Origin of the sequence: Haloplanus salinarum, assembly GCF_024498175.1 — an archaeon.
Taxonomy (GTDB): domain Archaea; phylum Halobacteriota; class Halobacteria; order Halobacteriales; family Haloferacaceae; genus Haloplanus; species Haloplanus salinarum.
This window is the reverse complement of record NZ_CP101823.1, coordinates 1,424,897-1,443,820: the sequence shown is the minus strand read 5'-3', so window position 1 is coordinate 1,443,820 and position 18,924 is coordinate 1,424,897. Positions and strand designations below refer to the sequence as shown.

The following is an 18,924-nucleotide window of genomic DNA, read 5'->3' as shown; positions in this document are numbered from 1 at the left end:
GGACAGAGGGTGCAGATAAGCCTCACGCCGACGGCCACGCCGGACGCCCGTTCGGTTAGGAAAATAATTATGTATGATGATGGTAAACTGTGCAAAGACATGTCACAGGAGACCATTGACAGGCGTCGGTTTATTCGAGCGACAGGTGCCGCGGCGACCGTCACGGCCCTCGCGGGCTGTTCGGGCGGTGGCGGCGGTGGCGGTGGCGACGGTGGCGACGGTGGCAGCGAAAGCACACCGCCCGGCGAGGACGTCGAACCGGCCGACAGTATCCAGTACGTCGGGGAGAACACCCCGCCGACGAAGGCGCTGCGGTCCATCACGGACCGGTTCACCGAGGAGACGGGCATCGAGGTGGAGTACACGCTCCAGCCCCTCCTGAACTACACGGAGACGGTCGCGAGCGACCTCACCAGCGAGGCGGGCAACTACGACGCGATGTACGTCGACCCGTACAACATCGGGGCGCCGTACTACACCGACCTCGAACCGCTCAACGCGTATATCGAGGACAACGACTACGACTACGAGGACCACATCGAGATTCACCGCATCGCGTGCTCGGAGTACGAGGGCGACGGGACCATCAGGGGACTCCCCTACGACTGCCCGACCATCCTGCTCGCCTACCGCGGCGACGTCTTCGACGAGTACGGCGACCAGGCCACCAGCGACCTCGGGTTCGAAGCCGAACCGAACCCCGACATGACCTGGTCGCAGTACATGGAGGTCGCGAAGTGGATCAACGAGAACGTCCCGGACGACGTGGTCGAGTACGGGACGGGCCACATGGCCAAACAGCACCAGTCGCTGGCCAACGAGTTCGAGATGATCCAGTGGTCCTTCGGCGGGACGCAACTGGAGGGGTTCGACGGCAAGGATCCCATCCTTCCCGACGACATCTCGGCCGGGTTCACCGACGACGCCTCCATCGAGGCCGCCGAGTTCTACCAGGAACTGGTGACCGAGGTCGCCGCCCCCGGGAGTACGACCTGGAACTGGTCGGGGGTCGCCGAGGCCTTCGCCGGCGGCAACCTGGCGATGGCCCCGGAGTGGCACGAGTTCAACGGCATGTTCGCCGACCCCGAGGCGAGCGACGTGGCCGACTCGGTCCGGTGGACGCTCGCCCCCACGGGGCCGGCCGAGAATCGGAACGTCCAGGCTCACTACGGCGGGAGTAGCGTCGGCATCAACCGACACATCAGCCCGGAGAAGAAGAAGGCCGCGTGGATGTTCATCGAGTGGGCGACCTCCGAGGAGGTTCAGACCGAACTCCTCAAGCAGGCCGGCGGGACGCCGACCCGGCAGTCGGTCTACGACCGGAGCGAGGTCGAGGAGGCGAGCCAGATGCCCGCCTCCGAGAGCCCGATGCCCAACGTCGTGCCCCCCATCCTGGAGGGCTGGGACCTCGACAACGTCGGTCAGCGGCCCCACCATCCCGACTGGCTCCAGCTGGAGGAAGTCATCTACTCCGAGGGCTCCGCGATGGTCTCCGGCGACCAGTCGGCGGAGGCGACGATGCAGGACTGCGCCGACGGCTTCAGCAACATCCTGTAGTCGGCCGGCATCGGGACGACCAAAACACTCAAGTCGGTATTTTTTTCATTAGATTACACACCACCTGGAGGAGATACGATAATGGCCCAACACAAACAGGCGATGGAGGTCTCCGGCGTCCAGAACGCGTACGTCGGAGAGGAGCCGGACGAGTCCGGCGGCTCGATCCTGGAGTCGCTTCCCGTCTCGTTCGAGATGCTGTTGCTCCTACCGAGCATCATCACCCTCGCGGTACTCAGCATCATCCCGCTGGTCGTAATGATCTACCTGTCCTTCCACGAGGTCAACTTCACCCCCGTCGAGGAGCAGATCTTCATCGGCCTCGGGAACTTCGCGGAGATGGCTGCGGACGGCGGGTTCTGGAACTCGTGGAAGGTGACGGCCATCTACGTCGGTGGGTCGCTCGGCCTGCAACTCGGGCTGGGGATCTTCATCTCGGTGATGCTCCACCGGGTCATCAAAGGCGAGAACGTGTTCACGAGTATCATCATCATGCCGATGATGATCGCGCCCGTGGTCGTGGGGTTGATATGGCAGTTCCTCCTGGATCCCTCGTTCGGACTGTACACGTACCTGCTGAACCAGGTCGGACTGTTCGTCAACCAGCCGATTCTCGGGGACTCGACCAGCGCCATGGCCGCGGTGATCCTGATGGACACGTGGCAGTGGACGCCGCTGATCGTCCTGATCGTGCTGGCGCGGTTGAAGAGCATCCCCGAACACCTCTACGAGGCGGCGCGCGTCGACGGCGCGACCGGCATCACGCAGTTCCGGCACGTGACGCTCCCGCTGTTGCGACCCGCCATCGCCATCGCCCTCCTGTTGCGCTCGATGGACCTGATGCGATACTTCGCGAAGGTGTTCATCACGACCGGTGGCGGTCCGTCGAGTTCGACCAAGATCGTCGGGCTCTACGTCTACGAGCAGGCGCTCCGGTTTTACAACCTCGGGTACGGCTCCGCTACCGGCATCGTCTTGCTGATCGTCACCATCCTCATGGGCCTTGCGTTCGTCGAGACGATCATGGGAGGTGCCGGCGACGATGAGTAGTTCCACACGAACGGCACTCCCGAAACCGGTCCGCCGATACGGACCGGTCGTGGCGCTGGCGTTGATCTCCGTCTGGACGCTGCTCCCGCTGGCCTGGATGGCGCTCTCGTCGCTGAAGATCCGGCGGTCGATGTTCGAGTTCCCGCCGACGATATTCTTCGACCCGACGCTTCGGTATTACCAGGAGATGTTCCTGGGCGCGAACCCGGTGACGCCCTTCCTCGTCAACAGCGTCATCGTCGCGCTCGGCACGGCCGTCCTCTCCGTGGGACTGGGAACCGTCGGGGGGTACGGTCTCTCGCGGCTCGACCTCCAGGGCAAGAAACATCTGGCGTTCTGGATCATCAGCACCCGGATGGCGCCCATCGTCGTCGTCGTCATCCCGCTCTTTTACATCTACAACGCGCTGAACCTGCTGAACACCCACATCGGGCTCATCATCGCCCACACGACGTTCAACCTCCCCTTTGCCATCTGGTTGATGCGCTCCTTTTTCGACGAGGTGCCCGAGGCCTTGGAGGAAGCGGCGCGTATCGACGGCGCCACCAAGTGGGAGGCGTTCCGGAAGGTGTCCCTCCCGCTCGTGTTGCCGGGGATGGGCGCCACCGCCATCATCGCCATCGTCTTCTCGTGGAACGACTTCATCTTCGCGCTGATCTTCACCAGCAACGCCACGCAGACGATGCCCGTCGCGGCGTCGCAACTGGTCACCCAGACCGGGACGCTCTGGGGGCGGGTGATGGCGACCGGCGTCGTCATCCTCCTGCCGATGGTCACCTTCGGCGTCATCGTCAAGCGATATCTCGTGAGCGGCCTGACGATGGGAGCGGTCAAGCAATGACCCGTTCGCCTCGCGGTGGCCCCGCCTCTCGCATCGACCACCGACAACCGTATTCTCGACAGTAACCATGGCACAAATCGCACTCAATCACGTGAGCAAGACGTTCAACAACGGTAGCATCGTCGCGGTCAACGACCTGTCTCTCGAAATCGAGGACGAGGAGTTCCTCGTCCTCGTCGGCCCGTCGGGGTGTGGGAAATCGACGACGCTCCGCATGATCGCGGGCCTCGAGGACCCGACGGACGGCGACATCTCGATCGGGACGACTCGCGTGAACGGCCTCGAACCGCGCGAGCGGGATATCGCGATGGTGTTTCAGAACTACGCCCTGTACCCCCACATGAACGTGCGGGAGAACATCGGCTTCGGACTCCGGCTCTCCACCGACCTCTCGGACGCCGACATCGAGGAACGGGTCGAGGACGTGGCCGACCTGCTGGAGATCGGCGAACTCCTCGAGAAGAAACCCAAGTCGCTGTCCGGCGGCCAACAGCAGCGCGTCGCCCTCGGGCGGGCCATCGTCCGCGACCCGGAGGCGTTCCTGTTCGACGAACCGCTCTCGAACCTCGACGCGAAGCTTCGCAAGCAGATGCGGACGGAGATCTCCCGGATCCAGGAGCAGCTGGGCGTCACCTCCATCTACGTCACGCACGATCAGGAGGAGGCGATGACGATGGGCGACCGCATCGCAGTGATGAACGACGGCGCCCTCCAGCAGATCGGCGAACCGAACGACGTGTACAACCACCCCACCAACCTGTTCGTCGCCGGCTTCATCGGCAGCCCGTCGATGAACACCGTCGAGGCGGAAGTCGTCCGTCGCGACGGGCGGACGCTCTTGGAGTCCGTCACGGGCGATGCCTTCACGTACGACCTGGACGCGACGGCGGACGCGAACGCGGACCACCCGGTCGAGGCGGGCGACCGGGTAACCGTCGGCGTCCGGCCGGAGGACGTGGTGCTGCGCGCCGAGGCAGCGGCGTTCGAGGGCCAACACCACACGACGACCGTCGACGTGGTCGAACCGCTCGGGAGCGATAACCTCCTGTATTTCGACGTGGGCTCCCGGACGTGGACCGCGCGCGTCTCACCCGGGTTCGAACCCGAGTCCGGGACCAGCGTTCACTTCGGGTTCCCGCGCGAGGCGCTGTACATCTTCGACGAGGAGGGGATGACGGTCGAGTCGCGCAACCTTGCCGACCCCGCCGAGGCACGACAGGTGACCCACGGCGACGGCGACGGCGTCGTCAACACGTAGCGTCGCGACCGCCGTCCCCCCACGATGACAAAGTTGATTTGAGTGTGGGTGAAACCGACGTTCGATGCAAGCGACCCGACCAATCGTAGGTGTAACTATGGGGGATCCGGCAGGTATCGGGAGCGAGATAATCGTCAAATCCTACCCGCAGGTGTGTGACGACGTTCGGATGGTCGTCCTCGGAGACGTGGACGTGATGCGAAACGCCGTCGCGGCCTGCGACAGCGACCTCTCGATTCGGGACGTCGACGCCGTCGGCGACGCCGACTACGCCGACGGAACCCTCGACGTCGTCGACTTCGACAACGTCGACGAGGTGGCTCGCGGTGAACACCGGGGCGACTACGGCCGGGCGAGCCTCGAGTACGTCGAGCGCGGTATCGACCTCGCGCTTGCGGGCGACATCGACGCCATGTGCAACGCGCCGATAAACAAGAAGGCACTCGAACTGGGCGGGAGCGACTACGCGGGGCATACGAACCTACTCGCCGACCGGACGGACACCGACGAGTATTCGATGCTTCTCATTCAGGACGGGCTGCACGTCACCCACGTCACCGTCCACATGTCGCTCCAGGAGGCCATCGACACCATCTCGACGGAGCGTGTCCTCGAAACCATCGAGGTGACCGACGAGGGCCTCCGTGATTTGGGTATCGAGGACCCCTCGATCGCCGTCTGTGGGCTGAACCCCCACGCCGGTGAGGACGGCGTCCTCGGCACCGAGGACGGGGAGGAGATCGAACCGGCGGTCGAGCAGGCCCAGGAGGCAGGTATCGATGCATCGGGGCCCTGGGCACCGGACAACATCTTCAACCAAGCTGCAGTCGGTCGGTTCGACGGCGTCGTCGCGATGTACCACGACCAGGGGCACATCCCCGTCTACATCCACGGCGTGTTGCCGAGCGGCGGCGTCGCGGGCGTCAACATGACCATCGGCCTCCCGATCATTCGGACGAGCACCATGCACGGCACCGCGTTCGACATCGCGGGCGAGGGCATCGCGGACGCGGACAGCATGATCGACGCGCTCCAGGCGGCGGGGCGGGCGGCGGAGGCGGGCATGGCGGCGACGCCCCCTTCGACGGAGTAACCGACGCGCACGAACCCCGGCGACACGTATAAGTCCCTATTCTCGAAGGATAGGGGTATGCACGTGACCGGCTACGAACTCTTCTCCGTACCACCGCGGTGGTTGTTTCTGAAACTGACGACCAGCGACGGGACGGTGGGGTGGGGAGAGCCAGCCCTCGAGGGGCGCACCCGAACGGTTCGGGCGGCGGTCAGCGAACTGGTCGAGGACTTCCTCCTCGGCAACGACCCGATGGAGATCGAGCGCCACTGGCAGCGCTGTTATCGTGGCGGTCACTACCGCGGTGGCCCCATCCTTTCGAGCGCCATCGCGGGCATCGACCAGGCGCTCTGGGACATCAAGGGCCAGCAACTGGGGGTTCCCGTCTACCAGTTACTCGGCGGCCGGGCGCGGGACCGAATCCCCCTCTACCAGTGGGTCGGCGGCGACCAGCCGGCGGAGGTGGCCGCGGACGCCGAACGCGCCGTCGACGACGGCTACTCCGTGGTCAAGCTGACGATGACCGCGCGCTCACACGCACGGAACAGCGAGGAAGTCGTCGAAATCGCGGAGGACCGCGTCGCGGCGGTCGACGATGCCGTCGGCGACGAGGCCGACATCGCCGTCGACTGCCGGGGGCGTATCAGCAAGGGTCGTCTCCCCAGCCTCGCGAGCGTGCTCGAACCGTACGGCGTCCGGTTCCTCGAGGAACCCGTCTTACCCGACCAGAACGAATCGCTCGAACGGCTGTCGCCGGCGGTCGGCGCTCCCATGGCGACGGGCCAGCGGATGTACACGCGCTGGGATTTCAAACGCGTCCTCGGCAACGACGCCGTCGCCATCGTCCAACCCGACATCTCCCACGCAGGCGGCATCTCCGAGGTGAAGAAGATAGCCGCCATGGCCGAGGCGTACGACGTGGACGTGATGCCGAAATGCCCCGTCGGCCCGATATCACTCGCCGCGTGTCTCCAGATCGACTTCAGCACCCCCAACGCGGTCCTCCAGGAGCAGAGTATCGGCGTCCACGAACCGGCGGGCAACGAACACCTCCGGTATCTCGAGGATCCAGCCGTCTTCGAGTACGAGGACGGCGACCTCGAACCGCCAACCGAACCGGGGCTCGGCATCGACGTCGACGAGTCCTACGTCCGAGAGCAGTCCGAAAAGGAGATCCGCTGGCAGACGCCGCTCTGGCACCACGAGGACGGCAGCGTCGCCGAGTGGTAGCGGGTTTACCGATGCTAAACGATTAGTGAGAGAAGCACGGAGAGGGTGGCATGGACGTCAACGCCCGCAACCCGGTCAAGACGACACGGACGACCCTGCACATCGTCGAGATGCTCGTAGCCCGCGATGGGGCGTCGGTGACGGAGCTGGCGGCGGCCACGCCGTTCACGAAGGGAACCGTCCACAACCACCTCGCGACCCTCCGTGAGAGCGGGTACGTCACCAAGGACGGGGATATCTACCACGTCGGCCTCCGGTTTCTGTACCCGGCCCGGCGGGCGACGGAGCGGACGAGACTCGCGACCGTCCCGAGGGATGCCCTCGTGGAACTCGCCGAGGCCACGGGGCAGCGAATCGACCTGGTGGCACGCGAGGAACACCAGGCGGTACTCGTCCACAGCGAACAGGGTGAGAAGTACGCGGGACCGGACGGTGTCGCCGGCGACACCCTCCCGCTTCACTGTTCGGCGGCCGGGAAGGCGGTTCTCGCCAACCACGACGGCCTCGACGCGTCCGATGCCATCGACATCGCCGATCCGGTCGAGCGGACGGACCACACCATCACCGACACCGAACCCCTCCGTCGGGAACTCGAACACGTGCGCGACGAGGGGCTCGCCTACGATCGGGGCGAACTGTACGCCGGGGTCCAGGGCATCGCCGTCCCCATCGTCCTGTCGGGCACCGTCCGGGGCGCCGTCGGCGTCCTCGGCATCGACGAACACATGCGCGGGAAGACGTTCCAACAGGACATCCCGGGCCTCGCCATCAGCGCCGCGGAACGACTGACACAGCGCCTCCGCGACGCCGGTGTTTAGTACTTCTAAACGATCCTCGCAGTCCCCGATCTAGTGTGAACGTTAATGATGGTTCCGGGGGCGCCACGGGGGATCCGTGGGGGGCGCTGGACGCCATCGTTTAGTAGGGCAAAACAAGGGGGTCACCGACGCCACGGAGACACGAATCGAGCGACGTTCGAACGGCTGTATCCCGGACGATATCGTGGAAGGGTCTCACCCGTCGTTACGCTCGCTATACGCCGTCCGCGGCGTCCTGCCAGGCGTCCGCCGGATCGGCGTTCCGATGGACGACGGCACCGAGCGCGGCGACGACCCGCTCCGGGTCGGGCGTCTGCCAGATGGACCGGCCGATGATGGGCCCACGGGCGCCCGCCGCGACGGCCTCGGACACCGTTTCCAGCATCGACTCGGTACGGCCCGAGGAGGGACCACCGAGGACGGTGACCGGCACGGGTGAGGCGTCGACGATGGGTTCGAACGTCTCCCGGTCGCCGGTGTACGGTATCTTGAGCACGTCGGCGCCGTACTCCCACGCGAGGCGGCTCGCGTTCCCGACCAGCTCCGGATCGGTACTCCGGTCGTCCGGGACGTGACGGCCCCACATCACCGGTTCGACGACGAGGGGGATACCCGTGTCGTGGAGTTGCTCCGCCAGTTCACAGACGTGGGCGACGTTGCGTTCGAACACCCGTGGGTCGTCGCGGCCGAACACGAGGGCGACCTTGATCCCCTTCGGGTCGAACTCCCGGAGGAACGACGTCGAGAAGGCCGGCGTCCAGATGTCCTCGCCCGTCCGGGCGCCGGGGCGTGCCGAGAACAGCGCCGCGTCGGCGGTGAGCAGGACGTCGACGTCCGACGATTCGAGCGTGTCGGCGAACCGTCGGGCGAAGTGCGGACCGACGAGGACCCCGTCCGGGTCGCCCGCCAGGACGGCCCGGAGCGTCGACTCGGGCCGTTCGAACCCATCGACCGAGCCCATGTTGAGGCCGTGGTCCAGGGCGACGACGACGGCGTTTCCCGACTGCGTATCGAGGAGGTCGTATGTCTCAGTCATGCGACTTCGTCCCTATCTCGGAGACGGGGATGTAAAATTCACCGGTCGCTGAAGGCGTCGAGGTAGCCGTCGAGGAACGCCCGGAGGGCCGCCTCGTCCGGCGGCGCACCGTTCCGGACGAAGTGACCGGCGACGACGTTGCCCAGACAGACGGCCGCCGGATCCGAGAGGCCGACCGCGAGGCCGAGCAACAGGCCGACGTTGAAGTGATCGCCCGCACTGGTCGTCATCGCCGGGTCGTCGACGGTGGGGACGGCGACCGACGCTATCCCGTCGGGGCCGGCGGCGACCGAGACGTCGTCGCCGTGGGCGACGGCACGACGCAGGCCGAGGCCGTCCCGGACCGCCGTGGCGGCCGCCGACAGCGACGACGACTCCGTGCCGACCGCCGCCGCCAGCCGCCCCATCTCCGCGCGGTTCGCACTCAAGGTCACCGGCGCGACGTCCGCGAACGCCCGTATCGGATCGATGCCCTCGGCGAGGATGTCGTCGGAGAGTTGGCGAACGTCGCCGGGGTCCAACAGCACCGTCTCCGGCGGGTCCGCGAGCGTCGGCCACACCGACTCCCTGAGTCCGGTCAGTACCGACGGGAGTTCGGGGATGACCACCCAGTAGCCGATGCCGAGCGCGTCGGCGCCGTCGAGGGCGTCGGCGAGCGTCTCGACACCGACCGCGTCGGTGAGCGTCTCCCAGTCCAGCGTCCGCGTCGCCCCCGTCTCCGTGACGAGGAGTTTGCCGTCGTCGAACTCGACGGCCTCGGTGTAGTTCGGGGCGCCGAACGAGTGGCGGGTCGCCGTCGCGAACTCGTCGGCGAACACGTCGAGTTCCGGATTCCCGTACGCCCCGATCATCACGGGACTGGCCCCGAGTCCGATGAACGCGCGGGCCAGGTGACAGGTGAGGCCGCCGGTTCGGGTGCCCTCGCGCGTCCACTCGACGGTGATGGAACTCCGATCGTCGGCCGACGCCGCGATACGCTCGCCGAACGCGCCGAGTTCCGTCATCGGTTCGAACGATTCGGCGGTGGTGCGCTCGTCGATCACCCGCCGGACGTTGTCGACGAAGCCGTCGAATCCGAGGACCGTTCGGGGCGGCCGCACCGACGCCGGGAGTTCGCGCCGACAGGCCGCCACGGCGTCGCGGGTCGCCTCGTCGAGGCTCGTTTCCTGACTCATCGGTGCTCCCCTCTGTGAGGGCCTCCGTAATAGGGATTGTCGTCGGGTAACGCTTTAGTGGGTCATTCGCGTGGGTCCCGGTATGCAAAGCGCCGTACTGACCGAACCGGAGACGTTCGAGTTCGAGGAACGCCCCCGTCCGGAGCCCGGACCCACCGACGTACTCGTGGCCGTGGGACGGGTCGGTATCTGCGGGTCCGACGTCCACTACTACCGTCACGGGCGAATCGGTGACTTCGTCGTCGAGAACCCCCTCGTCCTCGGCCACGAGAGCGCGGGCGAGGTAGTCGCCGTCGGGGCGGACGTCGAGGACGTGGCCGTCGGGGATCGGGTCGCGCTCGAACCCGGGGTCCCCTGCCTCGACTGTGATGCCTGCCGGCGGGGGGAGTACAACCTCTGTCCCGACGTGCGATTCATGGCGACGCCACCGATCGACGGCGCGTTCACCGAGTACGTCGCCTGGCCGGCCGAGTTCGCCTATCCACTCCCCGAGAACGTGTCGACGCGGGCGGGCGCACTCTGTGAACCCCTGAGCGTCGGCCTCCACGCTGCCCGCCGCGGAAACGTCGACGTCGGCGACACCGTCCTCATCACGGGCGGTGGACCGATCGGAATGCTCGCCATGGAGGCCGCCCGCGTCGCCGGCGCCTCGGAGATCATCCTCAGCGACGTCGTTCCGGAGAAACTCGAGCGGGCCAGGGCACGCGGTGCCGACGCCACCGTCGATCCGTCCCAGGAGGACCTGGTCGAGCGGGTGGCCGAACTCACCAGCGCAGACGGTGTCGACGTGGTCATCGAAGCGTCGGGCGCCGATACCGCCATCCGGTCGACCACCGAGGTCGTTCGCCGCGGCGGCTCCATCGCCCTCGTCGGCCTCGCCGGCGAGGGGGAGATCCCGCTCGACACCCACGACATCATCAACGACGAACTCGACGTCCACGGCTCCTTTCGCTTCCGGAACACCTACCCCGCAGCCATCGACCTCCTGGCGAGCGGCGACGTCGACGTCGAAGGAATCATCGACTTCGAGATGCCGCTCTCGGAGTTGACCGCGGCCTTCGAGCGGACGGACGATCCCTCGCTCGTCAAGGGGATGGTCACCGTCGGCGACTGATTACCGAACGGTGAACCCGCCGTCGACGAAGACGACTTCGCCGGTCATGTAGGAGGAGGCGTCCGACGCGAGAAACACCGCGACGGGTTTGAGTTCCGCCGGCCGACCGAGCCGACCCATCGGCGTGTCCGCCAGCCACGTCTCCTCCATCTCCGGATCCTCGGCGAGCGTGCTGTCGACCATGTCCGTTCGCATGTATCCGGGCGCGATGGCGTTGACCCGAATGTCGTCCGCCGCCCACTCCGAGGCCAACGATCGGGTGAGGCCGGCGACGCCGGATTTCGAGGCGTTGTACCCCGCCTGTGGCTGGGGGTGATTGGCGATGTGCCCCGACATCGAGGCGATATTGATGATCGATCCCGCCGCATCCCGTTCGAGCAGCCGTGCGCCGACGTGTTTAGCACAGCAAAATACGCCGGTCAAGTTCACGTCGACGACCCGCTCCCACTGGTCGAGGGTCATCTCCTCCGCCGGCTCGTTCTCGACGATGCCGGCGTTGTTGACGAGGATGTCGACCGGGCCGAGTTCCGACTCGACGTGATCGACCATCGCCTCGACGTCGTCCTCGCTGGTGACGTCCGCCCGGACGAACGTCGTCTCCGCACCGGTGTTCTCGGCGATGGTCGCCGCTGTCTCGGTACCGGTATCGGCGTCGACGTCGGCGATGGCGACGTCGGCACCGGCCTCCGCGAGACCCGTCGCCATCCGCCGACCGAGGCCACGTCCGGCACCGGTCACGAGCGCCGTTTCGCCGTCGAGTCGAAACGAGTCCATGACAGACATGCGCGTGGCGTCACGTCGGACGCGCATAAATCCTCGGCCGACGGTCACGGCACTGTTCAGATTAGCGCAATCGGATTAGGGACACCTCGAAAGCCCCCGACGTCTCGGCTCCCGGGACTCGCTGCGCTCCTCACTGCGTTGCGGTGCTTGCATCGTCCGGGCGCGCCGAGACGCCGGCCCCTTTCAGTCCCACCCGCATCGGCTGACCGACCGGCCGCCGTCGGGCGGGATTGAAAGGGGCGCCTCGTAATCGGGCGGCGAAGCCGCCCGATTGCCCGAGGGAGCTTCGCTCCCTCGCTGCTGGAGGAAGGCGGCCGACGCAAGCACGCGACCGCAGGGAGCGCGCGCAGCGAGGCCCCCGACTCCAGCGAGGCGGGGCTTTCGAGGTATCCCCGGTTTCACCAGCTTATCTGAACACTACCACGGTCACCGATCCGCGGCGGACTCCGGGCTGTTGTAGGTACTCGGATCGGGCGTCGGAATGCTGATCTCCTAGCCGTCGAGTTCGATCCGGTTGATGGACGAAAACCCGACGCACGTAGACGTCGTGACCGAAAACCGGGTTCCGAATCCAGCGCGTTCACCCGGACCGACGAACCCGATGATCGCCGAGAGCGGATCCACCGTGTGGCGTGTAAGCCGCGACACCGCCGTGCTCTCCACGGTCGAGCGACCGCGATTTCAATAACAACGGTACTGTTGTTATGCATTAGTGCATGGGATTCCCCAACCGCCGCGGCGACGCGAACCCGGCCGGGGACCGGGACGCCGGGTCCCGCCACCGTTCGACACCGTTCCGGCGCGCCGCCCGCCCCGGTCGCGGGTTCCGTCAGTTCGTGCGCTGTGGCGGCGGGCGGGGGCCGTCGGTCCACACGAACCGGTCGCCGACTGTGGACGCGGGAGCACGTCCCTCGCTCGCCGGGTGCGCAAGCCCTGGAGGTCGCGTTCGAGCCGTTCGGACCGTCCGCGCCGTTCGCGACACGCGGACGAACTCGTGAGGACCACGGGACACGACTTGCCCACCGATCCGGAACGACGGGCAGGTGTGAACCCACGTTCCACCTGTGAGGGTGCGAGATCGCGGCAATTATATCACTTTCTTATACAGTATAGAAAGTTGGTAGGTCGACGGCGAGCGTCGTCGGCCGTTCGAACGGACGGATGCGGACATCGATCCACGGGAGGATGGTCCCGATCGTATCGAGTGGAACCCGGTTTTTGTAGTCGGCTCACTGTCAACCCGTTCGCATCGGGAAAATCCCGTTCCACGGACACGGATTCGCCATCGTCTGTCCGTAGATGGACATATTTGTAAACCGAGTTGATTTGACACCTATACGCGTTCTGATTACTCCGATGGGGACGGACGTCTTCGGGATCCGGGCTCACCGGGTACGCCCTACGGTTCCACGACCGCCCAGAAGCGAACGCTTCCGGGGACGGTCCACAGCAGTTCGGGTAGGTCGCTGTCGGCCGGATCGACGCCGTCCGTCCGGTGGTGTCGGGGTTCCAGCAGCCGTCGGACGACGAACCCAGCGTCGTCGAGGGCGTTGTGGATGTCGGCGACCGTTCGATCGAAGACTACCAAGTCGGCTTCGTAGTCGTCGTCGATCTTGACCTCCTCCCACGGCTGAAGCCGTGGGATTCCTCCGTGGGTAATCCAACCAGTCGATTACCCCGGCTGCCAACTTGCGGGTTTGCTGAGGCTGGGTTGGTCAACTGAACGCGACTGTTCCCCAAAGTCGGCGAGTATCCAGTCGTGTTCGTTCCACTGCCAGTACGCCCCCTCTTGGGGTGCGTCCCTGCCGCGTTCAGCAGACAGGGCAGCAGGCCGGGCCATCGCCCCAACTTCAGACTGCAAGATGTTCCACGCTCCTGCCACGTCACTATGAGCATCCAATTCACAGTCGTGACAGCGGAACGAATCGCCATTGCGCGTCACGTCACTACTTGCACACTCGGGGCACTCGCTACTCGAATCGGCTTCGCTTACTTCTGGAACTACAATTCCAACATCACCGAGTGTCAGTTGTATCCGCTCCAGTAGCTGTCGGTGTGACCAGAAGGCGTGAGTCTTCTCGTTCACATCAGCACTCCAATGAGTGTCCAGTACATCGGCCAAGTCACCAACATACACCGTGTCAACATTCCGCTCAAGCAGCCAATCAGTAACGTGTTTCACCGCCGCGTCACGGCTGTGATTGCGTTTTCGTGACCGCTCATCATACAGCCGCTTGATGCGATGGCTCGTATATTCTTCTTCTGGAAGTTCTGACTGGAGTGTGGCGATCCGCTCGGAATGGCTCTGGAACCGATTAAACTCTGGGCGAGCATGGTACACAGCGGTTTCACCGCCTTCGGTGACAACAGCCAACGTGTTGTTCGCACCTACGTCGATAGCAGCTGCCTGCGTCGTGTTCTCGGAGTCGAGTGTGTGAGTGAAAGCATCCTTCCGCTGTTGTTGCAGATTGTCTGGTCGAATGCGAACGGGATGCTGGACACGAAGCTGGGCAGCGTGTTCATCGTAGATGAGTTCCAAGCGGCTATCGTCACCGTCCCACTGCGGGTTGCCCCGAACTTCGAGCGTGACACGCTCGTTGTGCTCGAAATCGTAGCGGTCTTCGAGTACGTCACCGACGCCAAATTCGAGTGTACTCCGGTTTTCGTCCCAGTCGAACGTGTAGAGGTCATTGCGGACAAGGCCGTGCAACTCGTAGCCCTCATCACGTGTGCCCCAGTACCCCGGTGGTGACGGTTTCTCGGTCACTGTCGGGCCGGAGTCGTCGTGGTACTTGTCAAGCAACCGGAAGTGACTGCGCCACGCTTCACTGTTCTTGCGAGCGATCTGCTGGCACGTTGCTTTCCCAAGGATGGGGGCATACTCGTCGTACAGGTCGGTGTAGTCAGCGTCCCACACGTCGCCATCGTCACTGAAATAGGCTTGGCGGCGTCGGTAGGTGATCTGATTCCAGAGCGGGGCGTGGGCGGCCAGCCAGTCGAACAAACACTGCCGATACCTGTTGCTGGTTGCTTCAGCAGTGTAGGTATTCGTTCGCTGTGGCCGGTCGCTCACACAGTACATTATGTGATAGAATATCCTAAACGTTGGGATTACAACCTGCCTATGTCCTGTGGTTTGTGGCATATCATGTCGGCTTCATCCCACGGCTAAAGCCGTGGGCTTTCGCCTCGCTACCGATGTAACTCCGTTCGAAGGTCTCCGCCTCCAAGTCGACCATCTCGCGGATCGGATGGGGTACGCTGACCACGAAGACGCCGTCGTCCCGCAGGATTCGGCGGACTTCGCGGAACGCCTCCCCGAGGTGTTCGATCATCTGGTACACCGCCTCCGAGGAAGCCACGTCGAAGCTGTCGTCGGGAAAGGGCAGGTTCGTCACGTCGCCCTGCAGAAACCGTGCGTCGACGCCGTAGAAATCCCGCAATCGCCGTGCGTGTCGGAGTTGTTCGCCGGAGAGGTCGACGCCGACGACGGTGTCGGCACCCAGGTCGGCGGTGCCGACGCTCGCTTGTCCGCCGCCACAACCCAGTTCGACGTACTCCAGCCCGGCTACCGAATCGAGGACGTCGGGTTGTGGCCCGCCGGGAGCATCATCGACGAACGGCGAGGGAGCCGGCGGGAGGTAACCATCCGCCGTGTCGGCGTTCCACAACGCCTGAAAGTCGTCGCTCCACGCGTTCCAGAGTCGCCGGTTTTCGCGTCGGTGATCGGTCATCGGTCGCCGTTCACGTGACCGAGTCAATAGGAGTTGGGGGTCCACGCTCGAATGCAATCACTCGCCCACGACGAGGGTCACGATGGCGTAACCGATGGTTTCGCCGGCTGGAAAGGGCCATCGCGGCACGAAAGGGAGTCGTATTAACCAACAAATCTATGACCGTCGCGGTACGTTGGTTAATACGAGGCGACAACCGATGCCCCGCGAACCACCGACACCGCCGGCGGCGCTCCCGACGGAGTTCGCCGAGACGCTCGACGAACGGACGCCGGACCAGCTCCGATCCGTTGCCCGCTACGCCGAATCGTTGGCGGAGCACAAGGCCCGAGCGACCCGTCTCGAGGCGGAATCGGACGAGAATGGCGAGACGGAATCGGACGGTGACGGGAACGACGAACGTCTCGACGACCGGCCCGAGGACGTCCCGTCGAAGGCGACGATCACTGTCAAGGAGATCAACGACAACCGCTACTACTACTGGCAGTGGCGGGACGGCGAGACGGTGACCTCCAAATACAAAGCGCCGGTCGATCCGGACGAATAGCTTTCGCCCACGTCACGACGGCCGACGATACACATCGATAGGAGGGTGTACGGATAGCCACCGCGTGAACACATCGATACGAGGGTGTACGGATAGCCACCGCGTGAACACATCGATAGCGGTGTGTGTCCTGCAGCGCGAACGGGGGTGGACCGACCGTGGTCAGGACGGATCGACACGAGCGACCGTCTCTAGTCGGTCGGAGGGCAGGCCCACCACCGTGATTCAGCCCCCAACGCGATCGGAATCCGACGTCGCCGGGTTCCGTCGATGGCGGGTCCGTGGCGTCGAAAACACATCGATAGAGGTGTGTGACGTGCGTCCGACGCGGAGGAGCGTCGTCCCGTCGTGAGTCGACCTCGGTATCGGAGTGTGAGTTGGTACCACTCATCCGATACACATCGATAGAGGGGTGTCCCCCCGTTGCGCAACCGAGTGGGAGTCCGCACTCAGGTTTCGCTTCGGATCTGTGCGTTCACGACCGATTCGACTTCCTCGGACGAGACCATATCGATCCGGGAATCTTCGCGAAGCGTTTCGAGGATCGTCTCCGGGCGTTCCCCGAACTGAAACTCGAGGAACATGCCCGAACTCGGACCGTGACTCCGCCGTTCGAAATCGACGAGCGAGTACGTCGTCAGTTCTTTCATCTTGTTGACGTAGGTCTCCTGGTAGTACTGATCGGCGTCGATGGATTCGGTGAGGAACTGATAGACGCGGTAGCCGGTCGTGCTCCTGGCGGAGCCGTCCGCGGTTTCGGCGGCGACGGCGGCCGTCGCGTACAGACAGAGTTCCTTCTGGGTGCTGATGCCGCGGACCACCTCGAGGACGCGGTTCTTTTCGACCTTGTCCTGGGCTTGGCGCACGTGTTCCTCGCGAACGCGTTCGTCGCCCTCGCGTTCGGCGAGTTCGCCGGCGACGCGCATCAGATCGATCGCCTTCCGAGCGTCGCCGTGGGTCTGGGCCGCGAACGCCGCGGCGAGTGGAATCACGTCGTCGTCCAAGACGTTCTCGTGAAACGCGTCCCGTCGGCGCCGGAGTATCGCCTGGAGTTGGTTCGCGTCGTAGTCGTCGAAGTGGACGTCCTCCGGCGTGAACGAACTCAGGGCTCGACTCCCGACGGACTCCATCATCCGCGCGTCGTTGGAGATGGCGACGACGGAGATGTACGCGGCGAGTTCGTCGTTGGCACCCGCCCGCGAGAGTTGGTACAGCAACCGCGAAAACGCGGGATCCTGTTTGTCCCGACGCCCCACGAGCATGTCGAGTTCGTCGAGGACGAACACGACGGAGTCGAAGTTCTCGTTGACGATGCGGTAGAGTTCGTCCCACTTCTCCTTCGTCGCGACGCCGTGTTTCGGGACGTCGACGTCGACGCCCGCCTCGTCCGCGGCCTGACTCGCGAGTTCGTAGACGGCGACGCCGAGGGTGTCGAGATCCTGGCAGTTGACTTCGATCGTGCCGAATTTAATGTCATGCGTCTCACAGGTCCGGCTGATGTTGTTACAGACGGCCTTGGTGATGAGCGACTTCCCGGTCCCCGACGGCCCGTACAGAAAGAGGTTCGGCGGTCGGTTGTCGCCCAGGGCGACCCGGAGCATCTTCGTCACCTCCTGGAGCTGTTCGTCGCGGCCGACGATCCGGTCCTCCTCGACCACGTAGTTCGGATCGAGCAGCGATCGGTCCCGGATCAGGCCCTCCTGCTCGTCGAATTCGAGCAGCATCTCCTCGATGGAACGGGATGCCTGTTCGGAATCGGCCTGCTCGGACTGCGGGTGGCCGTCGGTGGCGCCGTCCGTCGACCCGTCGTCCTCCGAAGGCCCGCCGGCGGAACTCGACGGGAGATCGGCCTGCGTCGTCGGCTCGTCCTCCGGAGCCCTCGGGTCGGTTCGGGACTCGTCGGAGTCGTCGGAACCCATGCCGGACAACAGACCGCCCGGCATTAAAAAAAGTTCTCCCACCTCTATCGAAGTGTGATCCGTCGAGTTAGTCGCCCAAAGTCGGAGATACGGAGATTCAGATCGTGAATAGCGTCCTACCAGGGTAGCGAGCGACGAAGTGTTTGGCGCAGTGTCCGGCGCCGTGTTCGGTCCCCCGTTGGAGACACACCCCTCTATCGATGTGTTCCGGACATCGAGGGGAGGGGAATACGAACGGAGAAACCGGAGGGGCGCGTTGGCATCGAGCACGGACAACCGTTTCGAAGCTTCAGACAGTCGAAATCGGTGGGATCGGAGACAGCGGATCACGCACACGTCCGGACGGGACGACGAGAGCAGAACACGGCGGGTCGGAACACATCGAACACATCGATAGAGGGGTGTGTGAGTGTTCGTTCTAGAAAGCTAGAAGAAGAAGGAGAATCCGACCGGGATCGTCGGAGTCGTCTTCGGCGGTCTGGCGTCTCTACTTCGTGATATCCCGTGTTTGACGACGTCTCTCCGTGCTCGCCGACGCGTCGATCGTCCGCTCCCCCCTCCCCCTTCGGAGCATCGAACACATCGATAGAGGGGTGTGTCCCCACATCGTCGTCTCCGATCGATATCGTGACGCTCCGTATCGACTCCCCCCGCGTCTCGGCTTCCCGCACGGATACACATCGATAGCGGTGTCTCGTGGACGGTCCCCGTTCCGTTCGTCCGCCGTATCACGTCGTTGGAGGCGGGCAACTACTCCTTCGGCCCCGTCGACTCGACCGTCGGTTCCCCA

Annotated in this window: 16 protein-coding genes; 9 read left to right on the top strand and 7 right to left on the bottom strand. The window is 64.7% G+C overall.

All coding sequences use genetic code 11. The annotated features are described in order from the left end of the window. The first annotated feature begins 99 nt into the window (after positions 1-99). From NO364_RS07520 to NO364_RS07490, 7 genes are all read left to right on the top strand, one after another. Entirely contained in the window at positions 100-1,557 is a 1,458-nt protein-coding gene (locus tag NO364_RS07520; protein WP_257628964.1) for an extracellular solute-binding protein, read from the top strand. Between the two features lie 81 nt (positions 1,558-1,638). Next, entirely contained in the window at positions 1,639-2,607 is a 969-nt protein-coding gene (locus tag NO364_RS07515) for a carbohydrate ABC transporter permease (RefSeq protein ID WP_157688037.1), read from the top strand. Then, on the top strand, positions 2,600-3,448 hold the full coding sequence (locus NO364_RS07510; protein ID WP_157688038.1) for a carbohydrate ABC transporter permease: 849 nt from the start codon (positions 2,600-2,602) through the stop codon (positions 3,446-3,448). Before NO364_RS07515 ends, NO364_RS07510 begins: the two co-directional genes overlap by 8 nt. 67 nt (positions 3,449-3,515) lie before the next feature. Then, positions 3,516-4,706 carry an ABC transporter ATP-binding protein gene (locus tag NO364_RS07505; protein WP_257628963.1) on the top strand — a complete coding sequence of 397 codons (1,191 nt, stop codon included), beginning with the start codon at positions 3,516-3,518 and terminating at the stop codon, positions 4,704-4,706. Between the two features lie 97 nt (positions 4,707-4,803). Further along, positions 4,804-5,799 (top strand): 4-hydroxythreonine-4-phosphate dehydrogenase PdxA, encoded by a 996-nt coding sequence (gene pdxA / locus NO364_RS07500; RefSeq protein WP_257628962.1) that lies wholly within the window; start codon positions 4,804-4,806, stop codon positions 5,797-5,799. Between the two features lie 57 nt (positions 5,800-5,856). Continuing rightward, positions 5,857-7,008, top strand: a complete 1,152-nt coding sequence (gene dgoD, locus NO364_RS07495; RefSeq protein ID WP_257628961.1) for a galactonate dehydratase — start codon at positions 5,857-5,859, stop codon at positions 7,006-7,008. Positions 7,009-7,058: 50 nt separating this feature from the next. Further along, positions 7,059-7,826, top strand: a complete 768-nt coding sequence (locus NO364_RS07490) for an IclR family transcriptional regulator (RefSeq protein WP_157688042.1) — start codon at positions 7,059-7,061, stop codon at positions 7,824-7,826. A gap of 214 nt (positions 7,827-8,040) precedes the next feature. Here the strand turns inward: NO364_RS07490 and NO364_RS07485 are convergent, their stop codons facing one another. Together NO364_RS07485 and NO364_RS07480 are read right to left on the bottom strand one after the other, a co-directional pair. Beyond that, complete coding sequence (locus tag NO364_RS07485; RefSeq protein ID WP_157688043.1) at positions 8,041-8,862, bottom strand: class I fructose-bisphosphate aldolase; 822 nt, start codon at positions 8,860-8,862, stop codon at positions 8,041-8,043. 38 nt (positions 8,863-8,900) lie between these two features. Next, positions 8,901-10,037, bottom strand: coding sequence for a hypothetical protein (locus tag NO364_RS07480; protein WP_257628960.1), 1,137 nt, complete (start codon positions 10,035-10,037; stop codon positions 8,901-8,903). An 82-nt stretch (positions 10,038-10,119) separates the two neighbouring features. On the opposite strand from NO364_RS07480, the gene NO364_RS07475 reads away from it, so the two are divergent. Beyond that, positions 10,120-11,151, top strand: coding sequence for an NAD(P)-dependent alcohol dehydrogenase (locus NO364_RS07475; RefSeq protein ID WP_257628959.1), 1,032 nt, complete (start codon positions 10,120-10,122; stop codon positions 11,149-11,151). Here NO364_RS07475 and NO364_RS07470 read toward each other — a convergent pair whose 3' ends face one another. From NO364_RS07470 to NO364_RS07455, 4 genes are all read right to left on the bottom strand, one after another. After that, positions 11,152-11,934: an SDR family NAD(P)-dependent oxidoreductase gene (locus tag NO364_RS07470; RefSeq protein WP_257628958.1), complete on the bottom strand. Its 783-nt coding sequence runs from the start codon at positions 11,932-11,934 to the stop codon at positions 11,152-11,154. It abuts the gene before it with no gap. 1,399 nt (positions 11,935-13,333) lie between these two features. Beyond that, positions 13,334-13,522 carry a hypothetical protein gene (locus tag NO364_RS07465; RefSeq protein ID WP_199243708.1) on the bottom strand — a complete coding sequence of 63 codons (189 nt, stop codon included), beginning with the start codon at positions 13,520-13,522 and terminating at the stop codon, positions 13,334-13,336. Between the two features lie 84 nt (positions 13,523-13,606). Beyond that, the gene (locus NO364_RS07460) at positions 13,607-15,007 is read right to left on the bottom strand and encodes a transposase (RefSeq protein WP_257628957.1); all 1,401 of its coding nucleotides are present in this window, start codon (positions 15,005-15,007) and stop codon (positions 13,607-13,609) included. Positions 15,008-15,080: 73 nt separating this feature from the next. Further along, positions 15,081-15,668: a class I SAM-dependent methyltransferase gene (locus tag NO364_RS07455; protein ID WP_257628956.1), complete on the bottom strand. Its 588-nt coding sequence runs from the start codon at positions 15,666-15,668 to the stop codon at positions 15,081-15,083. A gap of 199 nt (positions 15,669-15,867) precedes the next feature. Here NO364_RS07455 and NO364_RS07450 point away from each other — a divergent pair, with 199 nt between their 5' ends. Further along, on the top strand, positions 15,868-16,215 hold the full coding sequence (locus NO364_RS07450; RefSeq protein ID WP_257628955.1) for a hypothetical protein: 348 nt from the start codon (positions 15,868-15,870) through the stop codon (positions 16,213-16,215). A gap of 449 nt (positions 16,216-16,664) precedes the next feature. Here NO364_RS07450 and NO364_RS07445 read toward each other — a convergent pair whose 3' ends face one another. Next, complete coding sequence (locus NO364_RS07445; RefSeq protein ID WP_420191840.1) at positions 16,665-18,134, bottom strand: orc1/cdc6 family replication initiation protein; 1,470 nt, start codon at positions 18,132-18,134, stop codon at positions 16,665-16,667. Positions 18,135-18,924: the final 790 nt, after the last annotated feature.

What these genes read in the sequence shown, in the direction of transcription:
- NO364_RS07520 (WP_257628964.1), top strand. Translation starts at nt 100, where the DNA reads ATGTCACAGGAGACCATTGACAGGCGTCGGTTTATTCGAGCGACAGGT.
- NO364_RS07515 (WP_157688037.1), top strand. Translation starts at nt 1,639, where the DNA reads ATGGCCCAACACAAACAGGCGATGGAGGTCTCCGGCGTCCAGAACGCG.
- NO364_RS07510 (WP_157688038.1), top strand. Translation starts at nt 2,600, where the DNA reads ATGAGTAGTTCCACACGAACGGCACTCCCGAAACCGGTCCGCCGATAC.
- NO364_RS07505 (WP_257628963.1), top strand. Translation starts at nt 3,516, where the DNA reads ATGGCACAAATCGCACTCAATCACGTGAGCAAGACGTTCAACAACGGT.
- pdxA (WP_257628962.1), top strand. Translation starts at nt 4,804, where the DNA reads ATGGGGGATCCGGCAGGTATCGGGAGCGAGATAATCGTCAAATCCTAC.
- dgoD (WP_257628961.1), top strand. Translation starts at nt 5,857, where the DNA reads ATGCACGTGACCGGCTACGAACTCTTCTCCGTACCACCGCGGTGGTTG.
- NO364_RS07490 (WP_157688042.1), top strand. Translation starts at nt 7,059, where the DNA reads ATGGACGTCAACGCCCGCAACCCGGTCAAGACGACACGGACGACCCTG.
- NO364_RS07485 (WP_157688043.1), bottom strand. Translation starts at nt 8,862, where the DNA reads ATGACTGAGACATACGACCTCCTCGATACGCAGTCGGGAAACGCCGTC.
- NO364_RS07480 (WP_257628960.1), bottom strand. Translation starts at nt 10,037, where the DNA reads ATGAGTCAGGAAACGAGCCTCGACGAGGCGACCCGCGACGCCGTGGCG.
- NO364_RS07475 (WP_257628959.1), top strand. Translation starts at nt 10,120, where the DNA reads ATGCAAAGCGCCGTACTGACCGAACCGGAGACGTTCGAGTTCGAGGAA.
- NO364_RS07470 (WP_257628958.1), bottom strand. Translation starts at nt 11,934, where the DNA reads ATGTCTGTCATGGACTCGTTTCGACTCGACGGCGAAACGGCGCTCGTG.
- NO364_RS07455 (WP_257628956.1), bottom strand. Translation starts at nt 15,668, where the DNA reads ATGACCGATCACCGACGCGAAAACCGGCGACTCTGGAACGCGTGGAGC.
- NO364_RS07450 (WP_257628955.1), top strand. Translation starts at nt 15,868, where the DNA reads ATGCCCCGCGAACCACCGACACCGCCGGCGGCGCTCCCGACGGAGTTC.
- NO364_RS07445 (WP_420191840.1), bottom strand. Translation starts at nt 18,134, where the DNA reads ATGGGTTCCGACGACTCCGACGAGTCCCGAACCGACCCGAGGGCTCCG.